Annotated in this window: 18 protein-coding genes and 1 pseudogene; 10 read left to right on the top strand and 9 right to left on the bottom strand. The window is 74.8% G+C overall.

Annotated features, from left to right (window positions below):
- Complete coding sequence (locus tag HNR61_RS42805) at positions 1 to 597, bottom strand: peroxiredoxin-like family protein (RefSeq protein WP_182848870.1); 597 nt, start codon at positions 595 to 597, stop codon at positions 1 to 3.
- Positions 598 to 664: 67 nt separating this feature from the next.
- Between HNR61_RS42805 and HNR61_RS42800 the strand changes: the two genes are divergently transcribed.
- Both HNR61_RS42800 and HNR61_RS42795 read left to right on the top strand, forming a co-directional pair.
- Complete coding sequence (locus HNR61_RS42800) at positions 665 to 1,309, top strand: TetR/AcrR family transcriptional regulator C-terminal domain-containing protein (protein WP_182848869.1); 645 nt, start codon at positions 665 to 667, stop codon at positions 1,307 to 1,309.
- A gap of 44 nt (positions 1,310 to 1,353) precedes the next feature.
- On the top strand, positions 1,354 to 2,172 hold the full coding sequence (locus tag HNR61_RS42795) for an SAM-dependent methyltransferase (protein ID WP_246444932.1): 819 nt from the start codon (positions 1,354 to 1,356) through the stop codon (positions 2,170 to 2,172).
- Between the two features lie 3 nt (positions 2,173 to 2,175).
- Here the strand turns inward: HNR61_RS42795 and HNR61_RS42790 are convergent, their stop codons facing one another.
- The 4 genes from HNR61_RS42790 to HNR61_RS42775 form a co-directional block, all read right to left on the bottom strand.
- A complete protein-coding gene (locus HNR61_RS42790; RefSeq protein WP_376770306.1) occupies positions 2,176 to 3,165 on the bottom strand; it encodes an NAD(P)H-dependent flavin oxidoreductase in 990 nt (329 codons plus the stop codon).
- 68 nt (positions 3,166 to 3,233) lie between these two features.
- Positions 3,234 to 3,977, bottom strand: coding sequence for a CoA-transferase subunit beta (locus HNR61_RS42785; RefSeq protein WP_182848867.1), 744 nt, complete (start codon positions 3,975 to 3,977; stop codon positions 3,234 to 3,236).
- On the bottom strand, positions 3,974 to 4,840 hold the full coding sequence (locus HNR61_RS42780) for a CoA transferase subunit A (protein ID WP_182848866.1): 867 nt from the start codon (positions 4,838 to 4,840) through the stop codon (positions 3,974 to 3,976). The genes HNR61_RS42785 and HNR61_RS42780 overlap by 4 nt, the downstream gene beginning before the upstream one ends.
- Positions 4,837 to 5,589: an enoyl-CoA hydratase family protein gene (locus HNR61_RS42775; protein ID WP_182848865.1), complete on the bottom strand. Its 753-nt coding sequence runs from the start codon at positions 5,587 to 5,589 to the stop codon at positions 4,837 to 4,839. The genes HNR61_RS42780 and HNR61_RS42775 overlap by 4 nt, the downstream gene beginning before the upstream one ends.
- A gap of 65 nt (positions 5,590 to 5,654) precedes the next feature.
- On the opposite strand from HNR61_RS42775, the gene HNR61_RS42770 reads away from it, so the two are divergent.
- Together HNR61_RS42770 and HNR61_RS42765 are read left to right on the top strand one after the other, a co-directional pair.
- Entirely contained in the window at positions 5,655 to 6,473 is an 819-nt protein-coding gene (locus HNR61_RS42770; RefSeq protein ID WP_182848864.1) for an SDR family oxidoreductase, read from the top strand.
- Positions 6,470 to 7,378 (top strand): SDR family oxidoreductase, encoded by a 909-nt coding sequence (locus HNR61_RS42765; protein WP_182848863.1) that lies wholly within the window; start codon positions 6,470 to 6,472, stop codon positions 7,376 to 7,378. The genes HNR61_RS42770 and HNR61_RS42765 overlap by 4 nt, the downstream gene beginning before the upstream one ends.
- On the opposite strand, the pseudogene HNR61_RS42760 reads toward HNR61_RS42765, so the two are convergent.
- Positions 7,361 to 8,194: pseudogene (locus HNR61_RS42760) on the bottom strand (AraC family transcriptional regulator); the annotation flags it as partial. The gene HNR61_RS42765 and the pseudogene HNR61_RS42760 sit on opposite strands and share 18 nt — an antisense overlap.
- Before the next feature lie 218 nt (positions 8,195 to 8,412).
- Between HNR61_RS42760 and HNR61_RS42755 the strand changes: the two are divergent.
- Positions 8,413 to 9,198, top strand: coding sequence for a ferric reductase-like transmembrane domain-containing protein (locus tag HNR61_RS42755; protein ID WP_182848862.1), 786 nt, complete (start codon positions 8,413 to 8,415; stop codon positions 9,196 to 9,198).
- Positions 9,195 to 10,682 carry an NADH-quinone oxidoreductase subunit NuoF family protein gene (locus HNR61_RS42750; protein ID WP_182848861.1) on the top strand — a complete coding sequence of 496 codons (1,488 nt, stop codon included), beginning with the start codon at positions 9,195 to 9,197 and terminating at the stop codon, positions 10,680 to 10,682. The genes HNR61_RS42755 and HNR61_RS42750 overlap by 4 nt, the downstream gene beginning before the upstream one ends.
- Here HNR61_RS42750 and HNR61_RS42745 read toward each other — a convergent pair.
- Positions 10,667 to 12,157 (bottom strand): serine/threonine-protein kinase, encoded by a 1,491-nt coding sequence (locus tag HNR61_RS42745; protein ID WP_182848860.1) that lies wholly within the window; start codon positions 12,155 to 12,157, stop codon positions 10,667 to 10,669. The genes HNR61_RS42750 and HNR61_RS42745 overlap by 16 nt on opposite strands.
- Before the next feature lie 250 nt (positions 12,158 to 12,407).
- Between HNR61_RS42745 and hrpA the strand changes: the two genes are divergently transcribed.
- Both hrpA and pip read left to right on the top strand, forming a co-directional pair.
- On the top strand, positions 12,408 to 16,367 hold the full coding sequence (gene hrpA, locus HNR61_RS42740; RefSeq protein WP_182848859.1) for an ATP-dependent RNA helicase HrpA: 3,960 nt from the start codon (positions 12,408 to 12,410) through the stop codon (positions 16,365 to 16,367).
- 23 nt (positions 16,368 to 16,390) lie between these two features.
- Positions 16,391 to 17,347, top strand: coding sequence for a prolyl aminopeptidase (pip, locus tag HNR61_RS42735; RefSeq protein WP_182848858.1), 957 nt, complete (start codon positions 16,391 to 16,393; stop codon positions 17,345 to 17,347).
- On the opposite strand, the gene HNR61_RS42730 is transcribed toward pip, so the two are convergent.
- Positions 17,342 to 18,934, bottom strand: coding sequence for an ABC transporter permease (locus HNR61_RS42730; protein WP_182848857.1), 1,593 nt, complete (start codon positions 18,932 to 18,934; stop codon positions 17,342 to 17,344). The genes pip and HNR61_RS42730 overlap by 6 nt on opposite strands.
- The gene (locus tag HNR61_RS42725) at positions 18,931 to 19,854 is read right to left on the bottom strand and encodes an ABC transporter ATP-binding protein (RefSeq protein WP_182848856.1); all 924 of its coding nucleotides are present in this window, start codon (positions 19,852 to 19,854) and stop codon (positions 18,931 to 18,933) included. Before HNR61_RS42725 ends, HNR61_RS42730 begins: the two co-directional genes overlap by 4 nt.
- 101 nt (positions 19,855 to 19,955) lie before the next feature.
- Here HNR61_RS42725 and HNR61_RS42720 point away from each other — a divergent pair, with 101 nt between their 5' ends.
- Both HNR61_RS42720 and HNR61_RS42715 read left to right on the top strand, forming a co-directional pair.
- Entirely contained in the window at positions 19,956 to 20,462 is a 507-nt protein-coding gene (locus HNR61_RS42720; protein ID WP_220510473.1) for a GbsR/MarR family transcriptional regulator, read from the top strand.
- A gap of 75 nt (positions 20,463 to 20,537) precedes the next feature.
- A complete protein-coding gene (locus tag HNR61_RS42715) occupies positions 20,538 to 22,169 on the top strand; it encodes a coiled-coil domain-containing protein (protein ID WP_246444931.1) in 1,632 nt (543 codons plus the stop codon).
- Positions 22,170 to 22,194: the final 25 nt, after the last annotated feature.

Below are 22,194 nucleotides of genomic sequence, written 5' to 3'. Positions count from 1 at the left end.
TCAGGGAACGCGCCCGGCGGTGCCCCGTCCGAGCGCGTCGCGTCCGGCACGGGCGGCCAGGGACAGCAGCTCGTCGACCGTCCACTGGTCACCGGCGTGCTCGCCGTACCTGGCGGCGACGACCCGGCCGTCGGGGGCGATGAGGAAGTCGCCGGGCAGCCCCAGGCGCCCGCCGTGCGGGCTGCGGGCGGGCGGCCGTTCGCGGCGGAGCAGGATGCGCCAGGTGCCGACCAGCACGGCGCGCGCGACCACCGGCCAGGCGCGCGGGTCGCGCAGGGCGCGCGGCGAGGACTCCACGCCGAACTCCCGGTACAGCCGCCGGCCGGGGTCGGCGACGGCGGGGAACGGCAGGCCGGCGGCGTGCTCGCGCAGCTCCCCGGCGGGGGAGTGGAACACCACCACCTCGGCGACCCCGGCCGCCTCGATCTCGGCGTGCCGGGCCGCCACCGACCGCAGGTGCAGGTTGCACACCGGGCACCCGGCGAAGCGGCGGAACTGCAGGTGGACGAGGCGGCCGGGGTCGGGGAGCGGAACGGGCGGACCGTTGACCGGCTCCAGCTCGCGGGCGGGAACGGGATCGCCGGGACGCAGGCGCATGGGGACCTCCTGTAGGTGTACGTCGTACGCCAACCAGCGTAGGCGTATGCCGTACGCTGTCAAGGCCATGCCACGACCCCGTTCGCTCACCACCGGGCAGATCGCCGCCGCCGCCCTCGCCGTCGCCGACCGCGACGGCCTGGCGGGCATGACCATGCGCGCCGTCGCCAGGGAGCTCGGCATGAGCACCATGGCGCTCTACCGGTACGTCGCCGACCGCGAGGAGCTGGAGGGCCACGTCCTGGAACTGGTGCTCGGCGCGGTCGACACCGCCCCGCCGCCCGGCGCCCACTGGCGGGAGCGCCTGGTCGTCCTGGCCGAGCGCATGCGCGCCGCCGTCGCCGGGCATCCGCGCGTCCTGCCGCTGACGGTGACCCACCGCCACCACGCGCCCGGCGTGCTGCGCTGGGGCGAGGCCGTGCTCGCCGTGCTGACCGAGGCGGGCGTCACCGGCACCGCGCGCGCCGTCGCGCTGCGCGCCCTGACCGCCTACGTGATCGGCGCGACCCAGCAGGAGCACCTGGGACCGCTGTCGGGCGCGGGCACCGAGGCCATCGCCGCCCTGACGGCCGCCGACTTCCCGCTCATGGCCGCGACCGCCCGCGACGCGCGCGGGCTCGCCGTCGAGCGGGAGTTCCGGCGCGGCCTGGAACTCCTGCTCGACGGGATCGGCGGTTCGCTGGGAGAACGGCCCTCCACCGGGGCAGAATGATCTTCGGTTCCCCCGCCGCGGCCCGTCATCCGAAGGAGCGGACGTTGATCCCCGACGAGAAGGCGCCCCCCGGCGTCGACCCGACCGTCCCGAGCGTCGCCCGCATGTACGACTACTACCTGGGCGGCAAGGACAACTTCGCCGCCGACCGGGAGGCCGCCGAGAAGGTCATCGCCATCAGCGTCGAGGTCGGCAACGACATCCGGGTGGCCGCCCGCCGCAACCGGGAGTTCCTCGGCCGCGCGGTGCGGATGCTCGCCGAGTCGGGGATCCGCCAGTTCGTCGACGTGGGCGCGGGGCTGCCCACGCAGGAGAACGTCCACGAGGTCGTGCTGCGGACCGCCCCCGACGCGCGCGTGGTCTACGTCGACAACGACCCGATCGTGCTCGTCCACGCGCGGGCCCTGCTGGCGGACAGCCCGCGGACCAGCGTGGTCGAGGGCGACCTGCGCGACCCCGAGGGGGTGCTGTCCCACCCCGAGATCGTCAAGCGGATCGACTTCGGGCGGCCGGTGGCGCTGATCCTGTGCGCGATCCTGCAGTTCGTGCCCGACGACGCCACGGCGGTGGACCTGGTCGGGCGGTTCCTGCGGCGGCTGCCCTCCGGCAGCCATGTGGTGATCTCGCACCCGTTCCCGGGCGAGCGCCCCGACGACGTGCTGGACGAGGTGGACGGCATCTACAGCAGGACGCGGTCGGGCTCGTTCACCATGCGGAGCCGCGAGCAGATCGCGGCGCTGCTGGCGGGCGCCGAGCCCGTCCCGCCCGGCGTGGCCCCGGTGGAGGAGTGGCGGCCCGGCCCCGGCCTGGAACCGGACTTCACCACCCCCTCCTACCTGGGCGTCGTCGGCCGCGTGCCGTGACGGTCAGGCCAGCAGGCCCTGCTGGGCGGCGATGCGCTCGGCGGCCTGCCGCACGATCCCCCCGATCAGCTCCGCGCAGCTCGGCAGGTCGTCGATCACCGCCACGGCCTGCCCGGACGCCATCACGCCGAGGTCGGGGCGGCCGTCCACCATCGCGGCCTTCAGCAGCATGGGCGTGTTGGCGGCCATGAGGACCTGCGACCAGGACAGCTCCCTGCCGTGCCGCAGGGCCCGCCCGTCGGCGATCATCGCCCGCCATGACAGGCCGGAGATCCTCCGGAACGCGGCGGCGTTGCGCAGCGCCCGCGCCAGGCCGGTGACGCGGCCGGAGCGTTCGAGCGCGTCCACCAGCCCGCTGCGCAGCACCCGGTGCGGCATCCCGTCGACCTGCCGCGTCACCACCGTCTCGGCCGTGCGCAGGTAGACCTTCTTCACCTCGTCGGGCACCGGGCTGTCGGAGGTGAGCAGGAACCGGGTGCCCATCGCCACGCCCGCCGCGCCGTAGGCCAGCGCGGCGGCCAGGCCCCGCCCGTCGAAGAAGCCGCCCGCCGCGATCACCGGGATGTCCACGGCGTCCACGACCTGGGGCAGCAGCAGCGTCGTGGCGACCGGCCCGGTGTGGCCGCCGCCCTCGCCGCCCTGCACCAGCACCGCGTCCGCGCCCCACGCCGCGACCTTCTCGGCGTGGCGGCGCGCGCCCACCGACGGGATCACGACGACCCCGGCGTCCTTCAGCCGGGCGATCAGCTCCGGCTTCGGGACCAGCGCGAACGAGGCGACCCGCACCCCCTCCCGGACGAGCAGGTCGATGCGGTCGCCCGCGTCGGAGGCGTCGGCGCGCAGGTTCACGCCGAACGGCGCGTCGGTGCGGTCCCTCACCTCGCGGATCGCGTGGGCGAGCCGGTCGAGGGTCATCGTCGCCGACGCCAGGATCCCGAGGCCGCCCGCCTCGGCGACCGCCGTGACCAGCCGCGGCCCGGCGACCCACCCCATGCCGGTCTGCACGACCGGATGCCGGACGCCGACCAGCCGCGTCAGCGGCGTGTCCAGGATCTGCGCGGTCACGAGGGCACCTCGCGTTCCCGCAGGCCCCTGGGGTCGAGGACCTCGCGCATGATCCGCAGCTCCTCGCCGGTCGGCGTCCGGGTGAGGGGGACCTCGCCGGGGATCGCCAGGTCGAAGCCGGTGGCCGCGACGACCTCGTCGAGGGTGACGCCGGGGTGCAGCGACCGCAGCCGCATCCGCCGGTCGGGCGTGGCGAAGTCCAGCACCGCCAGGTTCGTCACGACCGCGCGCAGCTCGTGCGCGCCCCGGTCGGTGCCGACGCCGCTGACGAAGTCGACCTGCTCGGTGAACACGCGGGGCGAGTGCCGGGGCACCCAGAAGCTCGTGGTGTTGAGCCGGGTGTTGCCGGGGGCGCCGCGCACGCCGAGCAGCTGCCGCGACGGGCGCTCCCAGTCGCCGATGCAGGAGATGTTCATGTTCCCGAACCGGTCGACCTGGCTCGGCCCCATGACCACGTGCCGCCGCCCGTTCAGCACCAGCCACAGGTGGTCGCGGAACGGCAGCCACCCCTCCACCCCGCCCTCGCCGGAGCCCGCCCGCGCGCCGAGCGGCACCGGCTCGGCGGTCAGCGCCGGGCCGCCGTCGGTGGTCAGCAGGCCGGGCTCGAACGTCGCCCGCGCCAGCCGCGCCCCCAGCATCGGCACGAACCCGGCGACCGCCGCCGCCACGATCTCCCCGTCGCCCCGGAACAGCTCGGCGCACGCCACCGCGCACACCTCGGCCCGCGTCGCGGCGCTCATCGCCCCGCCTCCTCTCGCCACGCCCGGACGGCGTCCTGGTAGGCGGCCTCGTCGCCGGACAGGAAGCGCTCCCGGAACGCCTCCCACTCCCGCGGGTCGGCCGCCGCCGCGGCGTACAGCCGCTGGAACGCCTCGTCCCGCTCGTGGTCGGGCTCGCAGGCGGTGAAGTGCGCGCCGTTCGGGGTCTCCACCACGCCGGTCACGTGCGCCCGGCTGATCAGCAGCGACTGCGGCGGGCCCTCCTTCAGCAGGTCGGCGGTGTCGACCAGGCGCTCGCACGACACGTAGGCCCGGTCGGCGGCCTTGGCGAACAGATCGTCCATGTACGGGTCCGGGCCGAGGTACTGGGCGTTGCCGCGCGCGTCGGCGCGGTTGAGGTGGACCAGCGCCACGTCCATGCGCAGCGCCGGGACCGCGACCAGCTCCTCGCCGTCGCCGTAGGGGGAGCGCACCGTCCGCAGCCCGGGGTCGACCCTCAGCACGTCCGAGCCGAGCCCGGCGGGCGTGGGCAGGAACGGCAGCCGGTGCGCCGCCGCGTACAGCCCGAACATGAACATGCCCTCGTCGTACTCGGTCAGCTCGATCCCGGCCTCCTGCCGGGCCCGCCGGAAGTGCGGCTCCAGCGGGATCGAGTCGAGCGTGACGAACGCGGTCACCAGCCGCCGCACCTTGCCCGCCGCGCACAGCAGCCCCACGTCCGGGCCGCCGTAGGAGACGATCGTGAGGTCGGTCAGGCCGGAGGCGCAGATCGCGCGGACCAGCGCCATCGGCTTGCGCCGCGACCCCCAGCCGCCGATCCCGACCGTCATGCCGCTGTCCAGCGACGCGACGACCTGCTCGATGGTCATGGTCTTGCCGCTCATCCGGCCGTCCCCCTGCGCACGAACGCCTCGCGGTGCGCGTCGCCCGCGCCGACCAGGTTCAGCTCGAACGTGAAGCCCTGCTCGTACCGGTAGCTGCGGCGCACGTCGACCGGGTCGATGCCGTTCAGCGACTCCTTGGCCCGCCGGATCACGTACCGGTCCTTGGCCGCGATCGACCCGGCGACCTCCAGCGCCGCGTCCCGCAGCGCCTCGGCGGGCACGACCTCCAGCACCGAGCCGTGCTGGTGGAGCTCGGCGGCGGTGACGTTGCGGCACGTGTAGACCATGGCGCGCATCAGGTGCTGCGGGACCAGCCGCGCCAGGTGCGTGGCCGCGCCGAGCGCGCCCCGGTCCACCTCCGGCAGCCCGAAGTAGGCGTCCGGCGAGGCCACGACGACGTCGGCGTTGCCGACCAGCCCGACGCCGCCGCCCAGGCAGAACCCGTGCACCGCCGCCACCACCGGCACCTCGCACTCGTAGACGGCGGCGAACGCGGCGAAGCAGCCCCGGTTGGCCCCCACCAGCGCGGCGTGCCCCTCGGTCTCCTGCATCTCCTTGATGTCGACGCCCGCGTTGAACCCGCGCCCCTCGGCGCGCAGCACGACGGCGCCCACCGCGGGGTCGCGCCCGGCCGCCAGCACGGCGTCGGCCAGCTCGAACCAGCCCGCCACGGTCAGCGCGTTGACCGGGGGCGCGTTCACGACGATCTCGGCGACCCCGCCGGGGTGGGTCGTGGTGGAGATTCCCATGCGCTACCTTTCCACCAAACATTTGTTAGAACGGACGGTAGCAGCAGCGACCGGGAAGGAGAACCGTGCTGGCACTGGATCTGAGCGGCAAGACGGCCGTCGTCACCGGAGGCGTGCGCGGCGTCGGGCTCGGCATCAGCCGGGCGTTCCTGGAGGCCGGGGCCGAGGTGGTCGCGGTCGCGCGCCGCGCGCCCGACCGGCTCCCCGAGGCGGGCGGCCGCACCGCGCGGTTCGTCCCGCTGGACGTGCGCGACGCGGCCGCCGCCGAGGCGTTCTTCGCCTCGCTGGGCCGGGTGGACGTGCTGGTCAACAACGCGGGCGGCACCCCGTTCCTGCCGGTCGCCGAGGGCGAGGCCCGCACCCACGCCCGGATCATCGAGCTGAACCTGACGTCCGCGCTGGTCATGTCCCGCGCCGCGCACGCCGTGATGACCGGTGCCGGCGGCGCGGGCGGCTCGATCATCAACATCGGCAGCGTCAGCGGCGCCCGGCCCTCGCCCGGCACCGCCGCCTACGGCGCGGCCAAGGCGGGCCTGGACAGCCTCACCGCGTCCCTGGCCGTCGAGTGGGCCCCCGCGATCAGGGTCAACGCGGTCACCCTCGGCATGGTCCGCACCGAGCGGTCCCACCTGCACTACGGCGACGAGGACGGCGTCGCCGCCGTCGCCCGCACCGTCCCCCTCGGCCGCCTGGCCGACCCCGCCGACGCCGGCGCGGCCTGCGTGTTCCTGGCCTCCGACCTGGCCGCCTACGTCAGCGGCTCCAGCCTGCTGCTGCACGGCGGGGGAGAGCGGCCCGCCTTCCTCGACGCCGCCACCGCCAACCGGGAGACCGGCCGGGAGACCGGCCACAAGGCGCCGACCGAAAGGACCGAACGACCATGATCTGCAAGGACCGCGTGGTCATCGTCACCGGGGCCGGCCGCGGCCTCGGCCGCGCCCACGCCCTGGAGTTCGCCCGGCAGGGCGCGAAAGTCGTCGTCAACGACCTCGGCGTGGAGCGCGACGGCGGTGGCGCGGCCTCCTCGGCCCCCGCCCGGCGGGTGGTGGAGGAGATCCGCGCGCTCGGCGGCCAGGCCGTGGCCAGCCCGCACGACGTCGCCGACGGCGCCGGCGCGATGGCGCTGGTCGCCACCGCCATCGAGCACTTCGGCCGGCTGGACGCGCTGGTCAACAACGCGGGCTTCCTGCGCGACCGGATGCTGGTCAACCTCGCCGAGGACGAGTGGGACGCGGTGATGCGCGTCCACCTCAGGGGCCACTTCCTGCCGCTGAAGCACGCCGGGGCCTACTGGCGCGCCGAGGCCAAGGCGGGCCGCCCGGTGGACGCCCGCGTGATCAACACCTCCTCCGGCGCGGGCCTGCTCGGCAGCGTCGGCCAGGGCAACTACTCGGCCGCCAAGGCCGGGATCGTCGGCCTCACCCTGGTCGCCGCCGCCGAACTGGGCCGCTACGGCGTGACCGTCAACGCGATCGCGCCCGCCGCCCGCACCCGCATGACCGAGCAGGTCTTCGCCGGGACGATGGCCAGGCCCGCCGAGGGCGGGTTCGACGCCATGGCCCCCGAGAACGTCTCACCCCTGGTCGTCTGGCTCGGCTCGGCCGAGTCCGCCGGGATCACCGGCCGGATCTTCGAGGCCGAGGGCGGGCGGATCTGCGTGATGGACGCGTTCCGCCACGGCCCCGCCGCCGACAAGGGCGCCCGCTGGGACCCCGCCGAGCTGGGCCCGGTCGTCAAGGACCTGCTCGACCGGGCCCCCGCCCCCGAGCCCGTCTACGGCGCGGGCTGAGCGCAGCACCTCGCTCGGCGCGACGCCCCGCACCCGCTTGAAGGCGTTGCTGAAGGCGAACCCGTCGGAGTAGCCGACCTTCCGCGCCACCGCCGCGACGCTCGCGCCCGGCGCGCGCAGCAGGTCGGCCGCCAGGACCATCCGCCACTCGGTCAGGTACGCCAGCGGCGGCCGGCCCACCAGCGCGGTGAACCGCCGGGCGAACGCCGCGCGCGACAGGCCCGCCTCGGCCGCCAGCGACGCCACCGTCCACGGCCGGGCGGGCCGCTCGTGCAGCGCCCGCAGCGCCCGCCCGATCCGGGGGTCGTCCAGCGCCCGGTACCCGGCGGGCGGCTCGGCCTCGGCCCGGGCGAACCACGACCGCAGCGCCCGCACCAGCAGCAGGTCCAGCATCCGGTCCAGCACCACCTGCCGTCCCGGCTCCGAGCCGGCGGTCTCGGCCGCCATCAGCGCCAGCAGCGGCTCGAACTCCGGCTCGCGCGGCACCACCGCCAGCTCCGGCAGAGCCTCCAGCAGGCATTCGCACACGTCCCCGCGCATCGCGTACTCGGCGCTGACGAACGTGCCCGCCCCGGCCCCCGGAAGATCACCGGCGATGATCGGCCCCTCGCCCCGGAACAGCGCGATGTCGCCCGGCCCCACCTCCACCGGCGGGCCGCCGCCGCGCGTCACCCAGCCGCGGCCCTCCAGCATGGCGCCCAGCACCAGCGGCGCGCCGGTGTGGCAGGCCATCGTCCACGGCGGCTCGGTCTCGGACCGGCAGAACGCCGCGCCCCGCGCCCGCACCCGGTCCAGCATGTCGTCCAGCAGATCCACGCTGAGACGATCTCACATGTGATCGCGTTCTGGAGCCATGAGGCGTCTCGCTCCTCAAGGCGACCGTTTCCGGACGTGCGGATGCCCCTCCTTTGCCCGGGGGAGGTCGCGGGACCGGGAGGCGCCGTGCGAACGTAGATGTCACCGAACCGACCAGGACGTCAACGCGTCGTAATGGCCGAGGTTTCGCCGTAGCCGATTCCGAAAGGCCGGTGCAGATGGTTCCCGACCGTCGGCCCGAACACCTGGAACGCCGGGCAGGGCCGGAACACGAGCTGACGACGGGGTTCGGGGTGGGCGTCGGAGGCGTTCCCATCCCCGCCCCGGGGGTGGTCCCCGGGCAGGCGCCCCGCTCCCCGCGGTCGCGGCGGCCGGGCACCTGGACCCTGCTGTACGGCGCGGCCATGGTGGCGGCGGGCATGGCGCTCGGGATCGCCATCTCGTTCGGCTGGGTCGGTCCGGCGGCGCGCTGGGCCGGCTGGTTCCTCGACTTCTACGCGGGCGTGTTCGCGCTGGTCGCGCTGTCGCTCGCCGTCATGATCGGGCTGCTGGCCACCGACCGGACGCTCCTGCGGCCCCGGCACCGCGTCCACGCCCAGGCCGTGCACCGGGCATTCGCGTTCGTCGCGGTGGCGATGCTGCTGGTGCACGTGGCGGCCAAGCTGCTGCGCGACCGGGTGGGGCCGCTGGAGACGCTCGTGCCGTTCGCCGGAGACCACCTGACCACCTACGGCGCGGGCACCGCCGCGTGCTACCTGATGATCGTCGCGGTGGGCGCCGGGATCGCGCGCGGCCGGTTCGCGCTCACCGCGCACCCCCGGATGTGGCGGATCCTGCACCTGAGCGCCTACGCCGCCTGGCCGCTCGGCGTCGCGCACGGCCTGACCTCCGGCCGCACCCCCGCCGCCTGGGTGACCACCGGCTATCTGACCTGCCTGATCGGCGTGGCGCTGGCCCTGGCCGCCCGGCCGTTCCTGACCCGCCGGGCGAGGCGGGAACCGTGATCTCGATCGACGTCCGCCCGGTCGGCCCGCCCCGGCTCACCGCGGGCCTGGAACGCGGCGACCGGCTCGACTGGGGCGCGCACCGCCGCCTGCACCCCGACCCCCGCCCCCTCACCGCCGAGCAGCTCATCGCGCTGGCCACCGAGGGGCGGCTGCACGGCCGGGGCGGCGCGGCGTTCCCGTTCGCCCGCAAGGCCCGCGCCGTCGTCGACAGCGCCGTCAAGCGCCGCAAACGCACCGTCGTGGTCGTCAACGGCACCGAGGGCGAGCCCGGCAGCCTCAAGGACAAGGTGCTGCTGTGCCACGCCCCGCACCTGATCCTGGACGGCGCGGTGCTGGCCGCGACCGCGCTGGGCGCCCGCGAGATCGTCGTCGCCGTCACCGACGCCACCGCCGCCGCCTCGGTGCGCCTGGCGATCACCGAACGCGACCTGGACTCCCGCGCCCGCGTCGTCGTGCTGGCCGAGCGGTTCATCACCGGCGAGGGCGGCGCGCTGGTGCGCGGCATCAACGGCCGCCGCCCCATCCCGCCCGGCCGCAAGGTCCGCGCCGCCACCCGGGGCGTCGACGGCCTGCCGACGCTGCTGTCCAACGCCGAGACGTTCGCGCAGCTGGCGGTGCTGGCGGGGCGGGGCCCGCGCGACTACGGCCGGATCGGCACCCCCGACGAGCCCGGCACGGTCCTGCTGACCATCACCGGGTCGGCCCGCTTCCCCGCCGTCGTCGAGACCCCCGCCGGGGCCCCGCTGGCGCACCTGCTGGACCTGTGCGGCGCCCGCGCGGGCGAGGGCGTGCTGGTCGGCGGCTACCACGGGGCCTGGCTGAGCGGCGAGACCGCCACCCGCACCCGGATGTCGCGGGCCGGGCTGGCCGAGAGCGGCGGCACCCTCGGCGCGGGCATCGTCATGCCGCTCGGCCGGGGCACCTGCCCGCTGGGGGAGTGCGCCCGCGTCGCCCGCTACCTGGCCGCCGAGTCGGCCGGGCAGTGCGGGCCCTGCCGCCTCGGCCTGCCCGACGTGGCCGGGGCGTTCGCCGCGCTGGCCGCCGGACGCGACGGCGCCGCCGCCCAGGACGCGATCCGCCGCGCGGTGCGGATGGCCGTGGGCCGGGGCGCGTGCGGGCACCCCGACGGCACCGCCCGGTTCGTGCTGTCGGCGCTGGAGGTGTTCGCCGACGACGTCGCCGCGCACGTCGCGCGCGGCGGCTGCGGCCGCCCCGTGCTGGGCGTGCTGCCCGCCGAGACCGAGGCGCAGCTGCGGCTGGAGGTCGACTGGAGCCGCTGCGACGGGCACGGACTGTGCGCCGGCATCCTGCGCGGCACCGTCCGCATGGACGAGTACAACTACCCGGTCATCCCCGACGAGCCGATCCCGGCCCGGCTGGAGGCCGACGCCCGCCGCGCCGTCGCCATGTGCCCGGAGCTGGCGCTGCGGCTGGTCCCGCGCACCCCGCACGAGGCGAGACGCCGTCAGTCGGGCCGATAGTCGGCGATATAACGCCGCACCTTCCCGGTGTACGGCCGGACCCGTTCGGGCACGCCCCGGGCCTTGACGACCGCCTCGGCGGAGGAGCGGTAGGTGGCCGCCAGGTTCAGCGCCGGGTCGCCGGGCACGCCCGCCACCTCCCTGCCCCAGTGGCACAGGAAACGGCCCATGGCCGGGATCGACAGGTCCGGGGTGATGTCGGCGGGGTGCGGCTCGGGGTTGTCCAGCCCGCCCGGCTGCCAGTGCGCCAGCACGCCGGGCTTCCAGCGGGCGATGCCGTACTCGCCCCTGGCGGGGTCCGACAGGTTCGGGTCGAAGCCGCTCTCGGCCTTCAGCATCGCCGCGACCAGCGCCGGGCTGAGGCCCCGCAGCTCGCACCACGTGCCCGCCCGCACGATCAGCCGGCGGTACTGCACTGGGATGTCGCGGTCGGTGCGCAGCCACCGGCCGTGCGGGTCGCCGGGGCCCGAGTCGTCGCCGCGGTGCTCGCCGGGCCCGCGCGGGGGCCGGACCTCGTTCCCGGACGAGGTGTCGAGCCGGTCGTCCTGGGCGGTCAGCACCGCCACCCCCGTCCCGAACGCCACCGCGGCGGCCGCCCCGATGATCAGCACGGTCCGGCGGCGGGGCCGCCGGACCCGGCCGCGCCGGTCCCGGTGGCCTCGGCCGTCGGGCAGCGGGTCGGTGTCGATCCTGCTCAGGGTGCGCGACAGCGCCTGCTCGAACGCCTCCGCCGACGGCCAGCGCCGCTCCCGGTCGGACTCCAGGGCGCGCAGCACCACCTGGTCGACCGCGGGCGGCACGCCGGGGCGCAGCGTCGACGGCGGCGGCGGGTGCTCGCGGGGCGGCTCCCCGGTGAGCAGGTGGTAGGTCAGCGCGCCCAGCCCGTAGACGTCGGCGCGGTGGTCGGGCGCGCCGTCCACCAGCGCCTGCTCGGGGGCCATGTAGCCGGGCGACCCGGCGGGCAGGGTGAGGCTGGACAGCCGGTCGCCGGTGCGCGCGATCCCCAGGTCGGAGATCATGACGCGCTCCTCCTCGCCCTCGGCGCCCGAGCGGATCAGCACGTTGGACGGCTTGAGGTCGCGGTGCACGATCCCCCGGGCGTGCAGGTCCCGCAGGCCGTGGGCGATCTCGCGGGCCAGCCACAGCGCCCGGTTCAGCGGCGGCGGCCCGGCGGCCAGCAGGTCCTCCAGGCTGCCGCCGTCGGCGAAGGTCATCACGAAGTAGGGGCGCCCGTCGGGCAGCTCGCCGACGTCGAACACCTGGACGAGCCAGTGCGAGTCGACCCGGCGCAGCATGCGGGCCTCCTGCGTGAACCGCTCGCGCACGTCCTCGCGGGGCACCCAGTGCTCGGCCAGGATCTTGATCGCGACGGGAGAGGCCAGTTCCTCGTCATGGCCGAGCCAGACGGCGGCGAAGGCACCAGTGCCCAGGAGCCGGTCGATCCGGTAGCGCCCGGCGGCGATCGGGATCTCCATCCCCTCCATCATGGTCGATCCGGCGCCCGCGCGGGAGGGTCTTGGCAGTGATTGGCCGCTGTCCCGACCGGCGGAATGCCGGACCGCTGCACACCGTTGAACGATCAAGGCCCCCTGGTCGGCCCGCCGGAAAACGGTTCGCGCCGCCCCGGCCGGGCGGCTACCGTGCCGTGGGGTCGCGGGACCGGCCGTCCGGCCGGGGACGGCCCGGCGCGCCGCCGCGGCCGGGAAACTATCCTGTTCGATGGTTATGAGGACGCCTGTGACTTCGCCGCTCGCCGATCTGCGCGCGCGCCTTCCCGAGCTGACGACGCTGGACCGGCACCGGCTGCGCCGCCGTATCGACGGCGTGGCCAAGATGCGCGACGCGTCCCGCCGCGACCGGGTCGCCGCCCAGATCGCCGCCGACGTGGAGGCCGCCGAGCGCCGCGTCGCCCGCCGCCGCGCGGCGGTGCCCGCGATCACCTACCCCGCCGAGCTGCCGGTCAGCCAGAAGCGGGACGACATCCTCGCGGCCGTCCGCGACCACCAGGTCGTGATCGTCGCGGGGGAGACCGGGTCCGGCAAGACCACCCAGCTTCCCAAGGTATGCCTGGAGCTGGGCCGGGGCGTGCTCGGCACCATCGGGCACACCCAGCCGCGCCGCCTGGCGGCCCGCACCGTCGCCGACCGCATCGCCGAGGAGCTCGGCACCGACCTCGGCGACGTCGTCGGCTACAAGGTCCGCTTCACCGACAAGTCGGGCGACGACACGCTGGTGAAGCTGATGACCGACGGCATCCTGCTGGCGGAGATCCAGAACGACCGGCTGCTGCGCCGCTACGACACGCTGATCATCGACGAGGCGCACGAGCGCAGCCTCAACATCGACTTCCTGCTGGGGTACCTGCGGGAGATCCTGCCGCGCCGCCCCGACCTCAAGGTGATCATCACCTCGGCGACCATCGACCCCGAGCGGTTCTCCCGGCACTTCGACGACGCCCCGATCGTGGAGGTGTCCGGCCGCACCTACCCGGTCGAGGTGCGCTACCGCCCGATCGCCGACGAGTCCGACGGCGACGCCGACCGCGACCAGGTCCAGGCGATCATCGACGCGGTCGACGAGCTGGCCCTGGAGGCCCCCGGCGACGTCCTGGTGTTCCTCAGCGGCGAACGCGAGATCCGCGACACCGCCGACGCCCTGGACAAGCACCTGCGGGGCGGCCGCGGGCCCCAGACCGAGGTGCTGCCGCTGTACGCGCGGCTGTCGGCCGCCGAGCAGCACCGGGTGTTCCAACCGCACCGGGGCCGCCGGATCGTGCTGGCCACCAACGTCGCCGAGACCTCGCTGACCGTCCCCGGCATCAAGTACGTGATCGACCCGGGCACCGCCCGCGTCTCCCGCTACAGCCACCGGCTGAAGGTGCAGCGCCTGCCGATCGAGCCGATCTCGCAGGCGTCGGCCAACCAGCGCAAGGGCCGCTGCGGCCGCGTGTCGGAGGGCATCTGCGTCCGGCTGTACTCGGAGGAGGACTTCGAGTCCCGCCCCGAGTTCACCGACCCCGAGATCCTGCGCACCAACCTCGCCTCGGTCATCCTGCAGATGACCGCCCTCGGGCTGGGCGACATCGCGGCGTTCCCGTTCGTGGAGCCGCCGGACCGCCGCAACGTCAAGGCGGGCGTGGACCTGCTGCACGAGCTCGGCGCGATCGACCCCCAGGAGAAGGACCCCCGCAAGCGCCTGACCGAACTGGGCCGCCGCCTGGCGCAGCTGCCGATCGACCCCCGGCTGGCCCGCATGGTGCTGGAGGCCGACGGGAACAGCTGCGTCCGCGAGGTGCTGGTCATCGCGTCGGCGCTGTCCATCCAGGACCCCCGCGAACGCCCCGCCGAGCACCAGCAGGCCGCCGACGAGCGCCACCGCCGCTTCGCCGACCCGACCTCGGACTTCCTGTCCTACCTCAACCTGTGGAACTACCTGCGCGAACAGCAGAAGGAGCTGTCGGGAGGCCAGTTCCGCCGGATGTGCAAGAACGAGTTCCTGCACTACCTGCGCGTCCGCGAGTGGCAGGATCTGCACGGCCAGCTCAAGCAGGTCGCCAAGACCCTGGGCGTCACCCTCAACACCACCGACGCCGAGCCCGACCGGATCCACCAGTCGCTGCTGGCGGGCCTGCTGTCGCACGTCGGCCTGATGGACGCCGAGAAGAAGGACCGCAAGGACGAGGCCAACCCGCGCCGCCGGGGCACCGAGTACCTGGGCGCGCGCGGGGCGAAGTTCGCGGTGTTCCCCGGATCGGCGCTGTTCAAGAAGCCACCGCGCTGGATCATGTCGGCCGAGCTGGTCGAGACGTCCCGGCTGTGGGCGCGCACCAACGCCAGGATCGAGCCGGAGTGGATCGAGCCGCTCGCCGAGCACCTGGTCAAACGCGCCTACAGCGAGCCGCACTGGTCCAAGAAGCAGGCCGCGGTCATGGCCTACGAGAAGGTCACCCTCTACGGGGTCCCGATCGTGGCGCAGCGCCGCGTCAACTACGGCCGCATCGACCCCGAGCTGTCGCGCGAGCTGTTCGTCCGGCACGCCCTGGTCGAGGGTGACTGGGAGACCCACCACCGGTTCTTCCACGAGAACCGCGCCCTGCTGGAGGAGGTCGAGGAGCTGGAGCACCGCGCCCGGCGCCGCGACATCCTTGTCGACGACCAGACCCTGTTCGACTTCTACGACGAGCGCGTCCCCGAGGACGTGGTGTCGGGCCGCCACTTCGACGCCTGGTGGAAGAAGGCGCGGCGCGACGAGCCCGACCTGCTCAACTTCGAGAAGTCGATGCTCATCAACCAGGGCGCCGACGACGTCCGCGAGGACGACTACCCCGACGTGTGGCAGCAGGGGCCGCTGCGGCTGAGGCTCACCTACCAGTTCGAGCCGGGCGCCGACGCCGACGGCGTGACCGTGCACGTCCCCGTCCAGATCCTCAACCAGGTGAAGGGCGCCGGGTTCGAGTGGCAGGTGCCGGGGCTGCGCGCGGAGCTGGTCACCGAGCTGATCCGCTCGCTGCCCAAGCAGCTGCGCGTCAACTTCGTGCCCGCCCCCGACTACGCCCGCCGCGTGCTGGAACGCGTCTCGCCGCGCACCGAGCCGCTGCTGGACGCCGTCGAGCGCGAGCTGACCCAGCTGACCGGCGTGCCCGTCGCCCGCGAGGCGTGGGACCTGTCGCGGCTGCCCTCGCACCTGCGGATCACCTTCCGGGTGGTGGACGAGCGGAAGCGGACCATCGCCGAGGACACCGACCTCGACGCCCTCAAGCGCAAGCTGGCGGGCGAGATGCGCGGCACCCTGTCGCGGGCCGCCTCCGCCGAGGGCGTCGAGCGCGAGGGCCTGCGCGAGTGGGACTTCGGGGAGCTGCCGCGCACCTACGAGCGCCGCCAGGCCGGATACGAGGTCAGGGCGTTCCCGGCGCTCACCGACGAGGGCGAGAGCGTCGCGGTCCGCATGTACGAGACCGAGGCCGAGCAGCGGCGCGCCATGTGGCGGGGCACCCGCCGCCTGATCCTGCTCAACGCCCCCTCCCCGGTGAAGCTCATCCAGAAGAACCTCACCAACCAGGGCAAGCTGGCGCTCAGCCACAACCCGCACGGCTCGGTGCCGGCGCTGTTCGAGGACTGCGTCACCGCCGCCGCCGACCGGCTGATCGCCGAGGCCGGGGGACCGGCCTGGGACCAGGCGGGCTTCCAGCGGCTGTACGACCGGGTCCGCGCCGACCTGTACGACGCCACCGCGCAGATCGTCGCGCACGTGGAACGCGTCCTGGCCACCGCCCACGAGGTGGACCGGCGGGTGCGCGGGACCGCCAGCCTCACGCTGGTCCCCGCCCTCACCGACATCCGGAACCACCTGGGAACCCTGGTCCACCAGGGGTTCGTCACCGAGACCGGCTGGCAGCGCCTGCCGGACCTGCTGCGCTACCTCAAGGCCCTGCTGGTCCGCCTGGACAAGCTGCCGGAGAACCCGAACCGCGACCGGCTGCTGGCCGGCCAGGTCCAGGTCCTCCAGAACGAGTACGAGCAGGTCCTGCGCCGGCTGCCCCCGGTGCGCCGCGACGACGAGCCCGCCCGGCAGGTCCGCTGGATGCTGGAGGAGCTGCGGGTCAGCCTGTTCGCCCAGCAGCTCGGCACCCGTTTCCCCGTGTCGGACAAGCGCGTCCGCAAGGCGATGAACCAGCTCACTTCTTGATCGTTCTCGGGTATCAAGGGGGGATGGAACAGCACACGCTCTATCCCCCCGCCGAGCCCTACGACCACGGCCTGCTGGACGTCGGCGACGGCTCGGAGATCTACTGGGAGACCTGCGGGAACCCCGACGGCCGGCCGGCGCTGTTCGTGCACGGGGGACCCGGCGGCGGAGTGCTGCCGGACTTCCGCCGCTTCTTCGATCCCGAGGCGTACCGGATCGTGCTGTTCGACCAGCGCAACTGCGGGCGGAGCCGCCCCGGCGCCGCCGACCCCGGCGTCTCGCTGAAGACCAACACCACCTGGCACCTGGTCGCCGACATGGAACGGCTCCGCGAGCACCTGGACGTCGACCGCTGGCTGGTGTTCGGCGGATCCTGGGGCAGCACCCTCAGCCTCGCCTACGCCGAGACCCACCCGGAACGGGTGAGCGCGCTGGTGCTGCGCGGGATCTGGCTGATCCGGCCCGCCGACCTCACCTGGACGTTCACCGGGGGCGGCGCGGCGCGGCTCTTCCCGGAGGAGTGGGCGGCGTTCCGCGACTTCCTTCCCGAGCCCGAACGCGACGACCCGTTCGCCGCCTACGGCCGCCGCCTGTTCGACCCCGACCCGGCGGTGCACGTCCCGGCGGCACGGGCCTGGGCCGGGTGGGAGCTGTCGGCCAACACGCTGCTGCCCGTTCCCCCGCCCGCGGTGGACGACCGCTTCCTGCTGACCTACGGCCGCCTGCTGCACCACTACATCAGCCACGGGGGTTTCCTGGAGGCGGACCAGCTGCTGCGCGACGTGGACCGCGTCCGCCACATCCCCGCCGTGATCGTGAACGGCCGCTACGACATGAAGACGCCCCCGGACGCCGCCTGGGACCTGCACCGGGCGTGGCCGGAGGCCGCGTTCCACATCGTGGAGGGCGCCGGGCACGGTGGCTCCGAGCCCGGCACCCTCTCCCTGCTGGTCGGGGCGACCGACCGGTTCAGGTCATGAGGTGGTGATGTCGCGGCGGCGGAACCCCGCCAGCCCGGCGGCGACCAGCACCGCCACGACCGCCGTCATCACCACCAGCGGGGTGGCGGTCAGCTCCGCGCCGGGCAGCTTGGGCGTGTGCGTGAACGGCGACACGTCCAGGACCGCCTGGTGCAGGTTCAGCGCCGGACCGAGGAGGCCCAGCAGCAGGAACGCCCCGACCACGCCCCACGCAGCGTAGGACAGGCGCGGCAGCAGACCGAACAGCGCCACCGCCACGGCCGTGGTCACCCACGCGGCGGGCGCCTGCACCAGCACCGCGCCGAGCGCGTCGCCGAGCCTGCCGGGCACGTCACCGGCGGTCAGCCCGTGGACGACCCCGATCGCCAGCCCGGTCGTCAGCAGGATCACCGCGACCCCGGCCAGCGCGATCAGCAGGTGCCCGGCCGCCCAGCGGACCCGGCCGAGCGACAGCGCCAGCAGCGGTTCCAGCCGCTGCGCGCCCTCCTCGCCGCGCAGCCGCAGCGCGGCCTGCACCCCGTAGACGGCGGCGAACGCGCCCAGCATCCCCGCGGCGGTCGACAGGAACGCGTCGGTCAGGCCCTGCTGCCCGCCCATCCGCTGGATGATCTCCCTGGTCTCCGGGCTGTCGCCGACCAGGTCGTCCACTCCTTCGAGGACCCCGCCCATGATGACCCCGTAGAGGGTCAGCCCGACGGCCCACGCCAGCAGCATGCCGCGCTGGAGCCGCCAGGCCAGGCCGAGCGCGCCGCGCAGCCCGCGTCCGGCCGACGCCGGGCCGAGCCGGGGGGCCAGCATGCCCGCGCCCAGGTCGCGCCGCCCGGTCAGCGCGTAGCCCACGCCGACCAGCGGCACCACCAGCGCCGCCGACAGCGCCAGCACCCACAGCCGGTCCTCGTCGAAGGGCCGCAACTGCTGGTTCCAGCCGATCGGCGACAGCCAGGACAGCCAGCGGGCGCTCTCGGAGGCGTCGGCGACCGTCCGGACCAGGAACGCCGCGCCCAGCACGGCGAACCCGAGCAGGCGCGCGGTGCGGGCGCTCTCGCTGAGCTGGACGCAGACCGCGGCGACGGCGGCGAACACCGCGCCCAGGGCGAACCAGCCCAGCGCGAACGCCAGCGCCCCCGCCACGCCCTGCCCGGCCAGCGCGACGAACCCCAGCAGCGCCACCAGCGCGTCGGCGACCAGCGCCGCCAGCAGCGCGGCGGTGAGCGGCGCGCGGCGGCCCACGACCCCGGCCCCGACCAGTTCGAGGCGTCCGTCCTCCTCCTCGGCGCGGCTGTGCCGGACCACCAGCAGCACCGTCATCACCGCGACCATGGCCGCCAGCGCGGTCCCGAGCCGCCAGGCCGACAGCGCGCCGACCGAGGCGCCGTGCACCGGGCCGTAGAAGGCCAGGGTGCTGGTGTTGGCGTTGATGCCCCTGATGAACGACAGGCGCTCGGCCTCGGTGTCGTACAGGCCCGCGTAGCTGGAGACGGTCGACAGCGCCAGCGACCACAGCACCAGCGCCCAGACCGGGATCATGATCCGGTCGCGGCGCAGCGCCAGCCGCAGCAGCGCGCCGGTTCCGGTGAAGGCGTTCACCGCGCCACCTGCTCCCGGCCGTTGCCGTTGGCGGCCAGGTCGTCCTGGTAGTGCCGCAGGAACAGCTCCTCCAGCGTGGGCGGCTGGCTGGTGAGCGAGCGCACGCCGACCTCGGTGAGCCGCCGCAGCACCGCGTCCAGCCGGGGCGTGTCCACCTCGAACCTGACGCGGACGCCGTCGGCCTCCAGGTCGTGCACGCCCGGCAGGCCGGCGATGCCGTCGGCGGGGGCGGCCAGCTCGGCGTGGATGGAGGTGCGGGTCAGGTGCCGCAGCTCGTCCAGGGTCCCCGACTCGACGGTGCGGCCCTTACGGATGATCGTCACCCGGTCGCACAGGGCCTCGACCTCGCTGAGGATGTGGCTGGACAGCAGGATGGTGCGCCCGCCGCGCTTCTCCTCCAGCACGCACTCCTGGAAGACCTCCTCCATCAGCGGGTCCAGCCCGGAGGTCGGCTCGTCCAGGATGAGCAGCTCGGCGTCGGAGGCGAGCGCCGCGACGAGCGCGACCTTCTGCCGGTTGCCCTTGGAGTAGGCGCGTCCCTTCTTGCGCGGGTCCAGCTCGAAACGTTCCAACAGCTCCCGGCGGCGGCGCGGGTTCAGCCCGCCGCGCAGCCGGCCGAGCAGGTCGATGACCTCGCCGCCGGACAGGTTGGGCCACAGCGTCACGTCGCCGGGGACGTAGGCCAGCCGCCGGTGCAGCCCGGTGGCGTCGCGCCAGGGGTCGCCTCCCAGCAGCTCGGCGGTGCCGCCGTCGGCGCGCAGCAGTCCGAGCAGGACGCGGATGGTGGTGGACTTGCCCGCCCCGTTGGGGCCGAGGAAGCCGTGGACCTCGCCGGTCTGGACGACCAGGTCGAGTCCGTCGAGGGCGCGGGTCCGGCCGAAGGTCTTCACCAGACCGGACACGGAGAGAGCCGTTGTCATAGTTCAGAACATACTCTGTTTTCATGAATCTGTGAACTCTCTGAATCAAATGAAGTTCATATACACTGTCGGAACCGACCGGACCTGGGGAGATGATGCGCGTGACGGACCTGACCGCTCCCGAGCGGGACCAGGAGGAAGTGCTGAGGTTCATCGAGCGGTTCGCGGTGCAGATGACGGACGCGGGCTGGCAGCGGATGCCGGCGCGGGTGTTCGCCGCTCTGCTGGCGTCCGACGACGGTGCCCTCACGGCCGCCGAACTGGCCGAGCAGTTGCAGGTCAGCCCGGCGGCGATCTCGGGCGCGGTACGGCACCTCACCGGCATCCACATGGCCGTCCGGGAACGCGACCCCGGCTCGCGCCGCGACGTCTACCGCGTGCGCGACGACGTGTGGCAGGACGCGCTCCTCGGGCGCAACCGCGTGCTCGACATGTGGGAGGAGAGCCTGATGGACGGGGCGCGGGCGGCCGGGCCCAACAGTCCCGCGGGGCGGCGGCTCGTCGAGTGCGCCGAGTTCTTCACCTTCATGCAGAACGAGCTGGAGGACCTGATGGCGCGCTGGCGCGAGCATCGCGACAAGCTGCGGGCGTCCTACGACGCAAAGTGACGGCGGCGGGTGGGGTGCGCCTCACCGCCCCGCAAGTCACTGCGGCCCCACGCGTGAGGCCGTAAGGTGCATTGCATGCCTAACAGCGAAGAGCGCGACAATACCGGCCTCGGGGAGGAGGCCGTCTCCTCCGCGGCCGACCCGTCCGACGGTCCGGCGACTCCCGCCGAGCGTCCCCCCTCCATGGGGGTGACGCGCGTCCCCGGCGGGGGCGGCGGCGGGGAGGTGGCGCGCGTGGGCGACCCGGTGACGGTCTGGCCGTGCGCCAACTGCGGCCGTCCCGTTCCGCAGCCGGTGGGGGCGGTCCGTGCGATCCGCTACTGCCAGGACAACGACGGCGCGTGCGCCCGCGAGGCGCGCGACCGCCGCGACCGCGGCCGCGAGGCCCCCGGCCTGACCGGGCAGGTGGCCTCCACCTGGGAGATGGTGGAACGGCTGGAGAAGGCCGCCGACCTGCTGGCCGACTCGCTGACGGCCGAGCTGAGCGTGGCCGGGGTGGAGCGGCGCGTCGCCGAGGTCCGCGCCGAGGCCGCCCGGGAGCTGGCCGTCGCCCAGTCCGAACGCGAGGCGTCGCTGCGGCAGGCCGAGGAGGCGCGCCAGGAGGCCGGCGCCGCCCGCCAGCGCGCCGACGCGGCCGAGAACGACGCCACCCGCGCCCGCGAGGAGGCCAAGGCCGCCCTCGCCAAGCGGGACGCCGCCCAGCAGGCCTGGGAGGAGGCCCACCAGATCGCCCAGCAGGCGGTGTCGGCCAAGCTCGCCGCCGAGAGCGAGCGGGACCGGATCGCCGCCCGGGAGACCGAGCTGCTGGCCGCGCTGGAGGCCGCCCGCGCCGAGGTCGTCACCCTGCACGCCAAGGTCGCCGAGACCGAGAGCGCCGCCGAGACGCAGCGCGTGGAGGCCGCCGTCGCCAAGCAGGGCGCCGAGGACCTGCGCAACGCCATGCGCGACGCCGAGGCGTCCCGGCAGCGGGCCATGCAGTCGGCCAGCAAGGCCGAGGCCGAGCGCGCCGCCGCCGTGCGGGCCCGCTCCGAGGCCGAGGCGGAGGTGGTGCGCGCCAACGCCCGCGCCGACGAGGCCGTCAAGGAGCGCGACGCCGCGCTGGGTCAGGCCCGGTCCGCCGCCATCGAGCGCGACGAGGTCGCCACCAAGATCGGTGAGCTGGAGACGCAGGTGCGGGGCCTGTCGCAGACCGTCGCCGAGCAGCAGGCGGCGCTGGCGGCGCTGGCCGAGGAGCGCGACGCCGCGCGCGCCGAGGCCGACCGCGCCCGCCGCCAGGTCGACCAGTTCACGCAGAACACGCTGTCGTCCAACATGCCGCCGGTCGGGCGGCCCCCGGCCGCGGGCGGCGTGCTGCCGATGTCCCCGCTGCCCGGCGGGCCCCTGTCCACCGGACCGCTGCCGAGCGGCCCCCTGTCGACCGGACCGCTCCCCGGCGACCCGTCCCCGGCCCCCGGCGGCGGCATCATGGGCGCGCCCGAGCCGACCGGCGGGCACCCGCTGCCGGGCGGCCCGATGGGGGCGCCGGGCGGCCCCATGCTCGGCGGCAACCCGGTGAACCCCCCGGTCGGCACCCCCTCGGGTGGCCCGGTCGGTGGCCCCGTCAACGGCCCGACGGGCACCGGTCCGGTGAACGGCCCGGTGAACGGCCGGGTCAACGGTTCCGGTGACGGGCCCGACCGGGACGACCCCCTGTTCAGGGGGCCGTGACCCGGCGTCCGGGACACCGCGCGCG

This window comes from Actinomadura kijaniata, assembly GCF_014138665.1.
In the GTDB taxonomy this organism is placed as follows: Bacteria; Actinomycetota; Actinomycetes; order Streptosporangiales; family Streptosporangiaceae; genus Spirillospora; species Spirillospora kijaniata.
Note: the sequence above shows the minus strand (reverse complement) of the source record. Positions and strands in the feature narration are given on the sequence as shown.

Coding starts and splice junctions, on each gene's coding strand:
- hrpA (WP_182848859.1), top strand. CDS start 12,408: ATGAGGACGCCTGTGACTTCGCCGCTCGCCGATCTGCGCGCGCGCCTT.
- HNR61_RS42725 (WP_182848856.1), bottom strand. CDS start 19,854: ATGACAACGGCTCTCTCCGTGTCCGGTCTGGTGAAGACCTTCGGCCGG.
- HNR61_RS42800 (WP_182848869.1), top strand. CDS start 665: ATGCCACGACCCCGTTCGCTCACCACCGGGCAGATCGCCGCCGCCGCC.
- HNR61_RS42765 (WP_182848863.1), top strand. CDS start 6,470: ATGATCTGCAAGGACCGCGTGGTCATCGTCACCGGGGCCGGCCGCGGC.
- HNR61_RS42790 (WP_376770306.1), bottom strand. CDS start 3,165: ATGGGGTGGGTCGCCGGGCCGCGGCTGGTCACGGCGGTCGCCGAGGCG.
- HNR61_RS42775 (WP_182848865.1), bottom strand. CDS start 5,589: ATGGGAATCTCCACCACGACCCACCCCGGCGGGGTCGCCGAGATCGTC.
- HNR61_RS42785 (WP_182848867.1), bottom strand. CDS start 3,977: ATGAGCGCCGCGACGCGGGCCGAGGTGTGCGCGGTGGCGTGCGCCGAG.
- HNR61_RS42715 (WP_246444931.1), top strand. CDS start 20,538: ATGCCTAACAGCGAAGAGCGCGACAATACCGGCCTCGGGGAGGAGGCC.
- HNR61_RS42755 (WP_182848862.1), top strand. CDS start 8,413: ATGGTTCCCGACCGTCGGCCCGAACACCTGGAACGCCGGGCAGGGCCG.
- HNR61_RS42745 (WP_182848860.1), bottom strand. CDS start 12,157: ATGGAGATCCCGATCGCCGCCGGGCGCTACCGGATCGACCGGCTCCTG.
- HNR61_RS42805 (WP_182848870.1), bottom strand. CDS start 597: ATGCGCCTGCGTCCCGGCGATCCCGTTCCCGCCCGCGAGCTGGAGCCG.
- HNR61_RS42780 (WP_182848866.1), bottom strand. CDS start 4,840: ATGAGCGGCAAGACCATGACCATCGAGCAGGTCGTCGCGTCGCTGGAC.
- pip (WP_182848858.1), top strand. CDS start 16,391: ATGGAACAGCACACGCTCTATCCCCCCGCCGAGCCCTACGACCACGGC.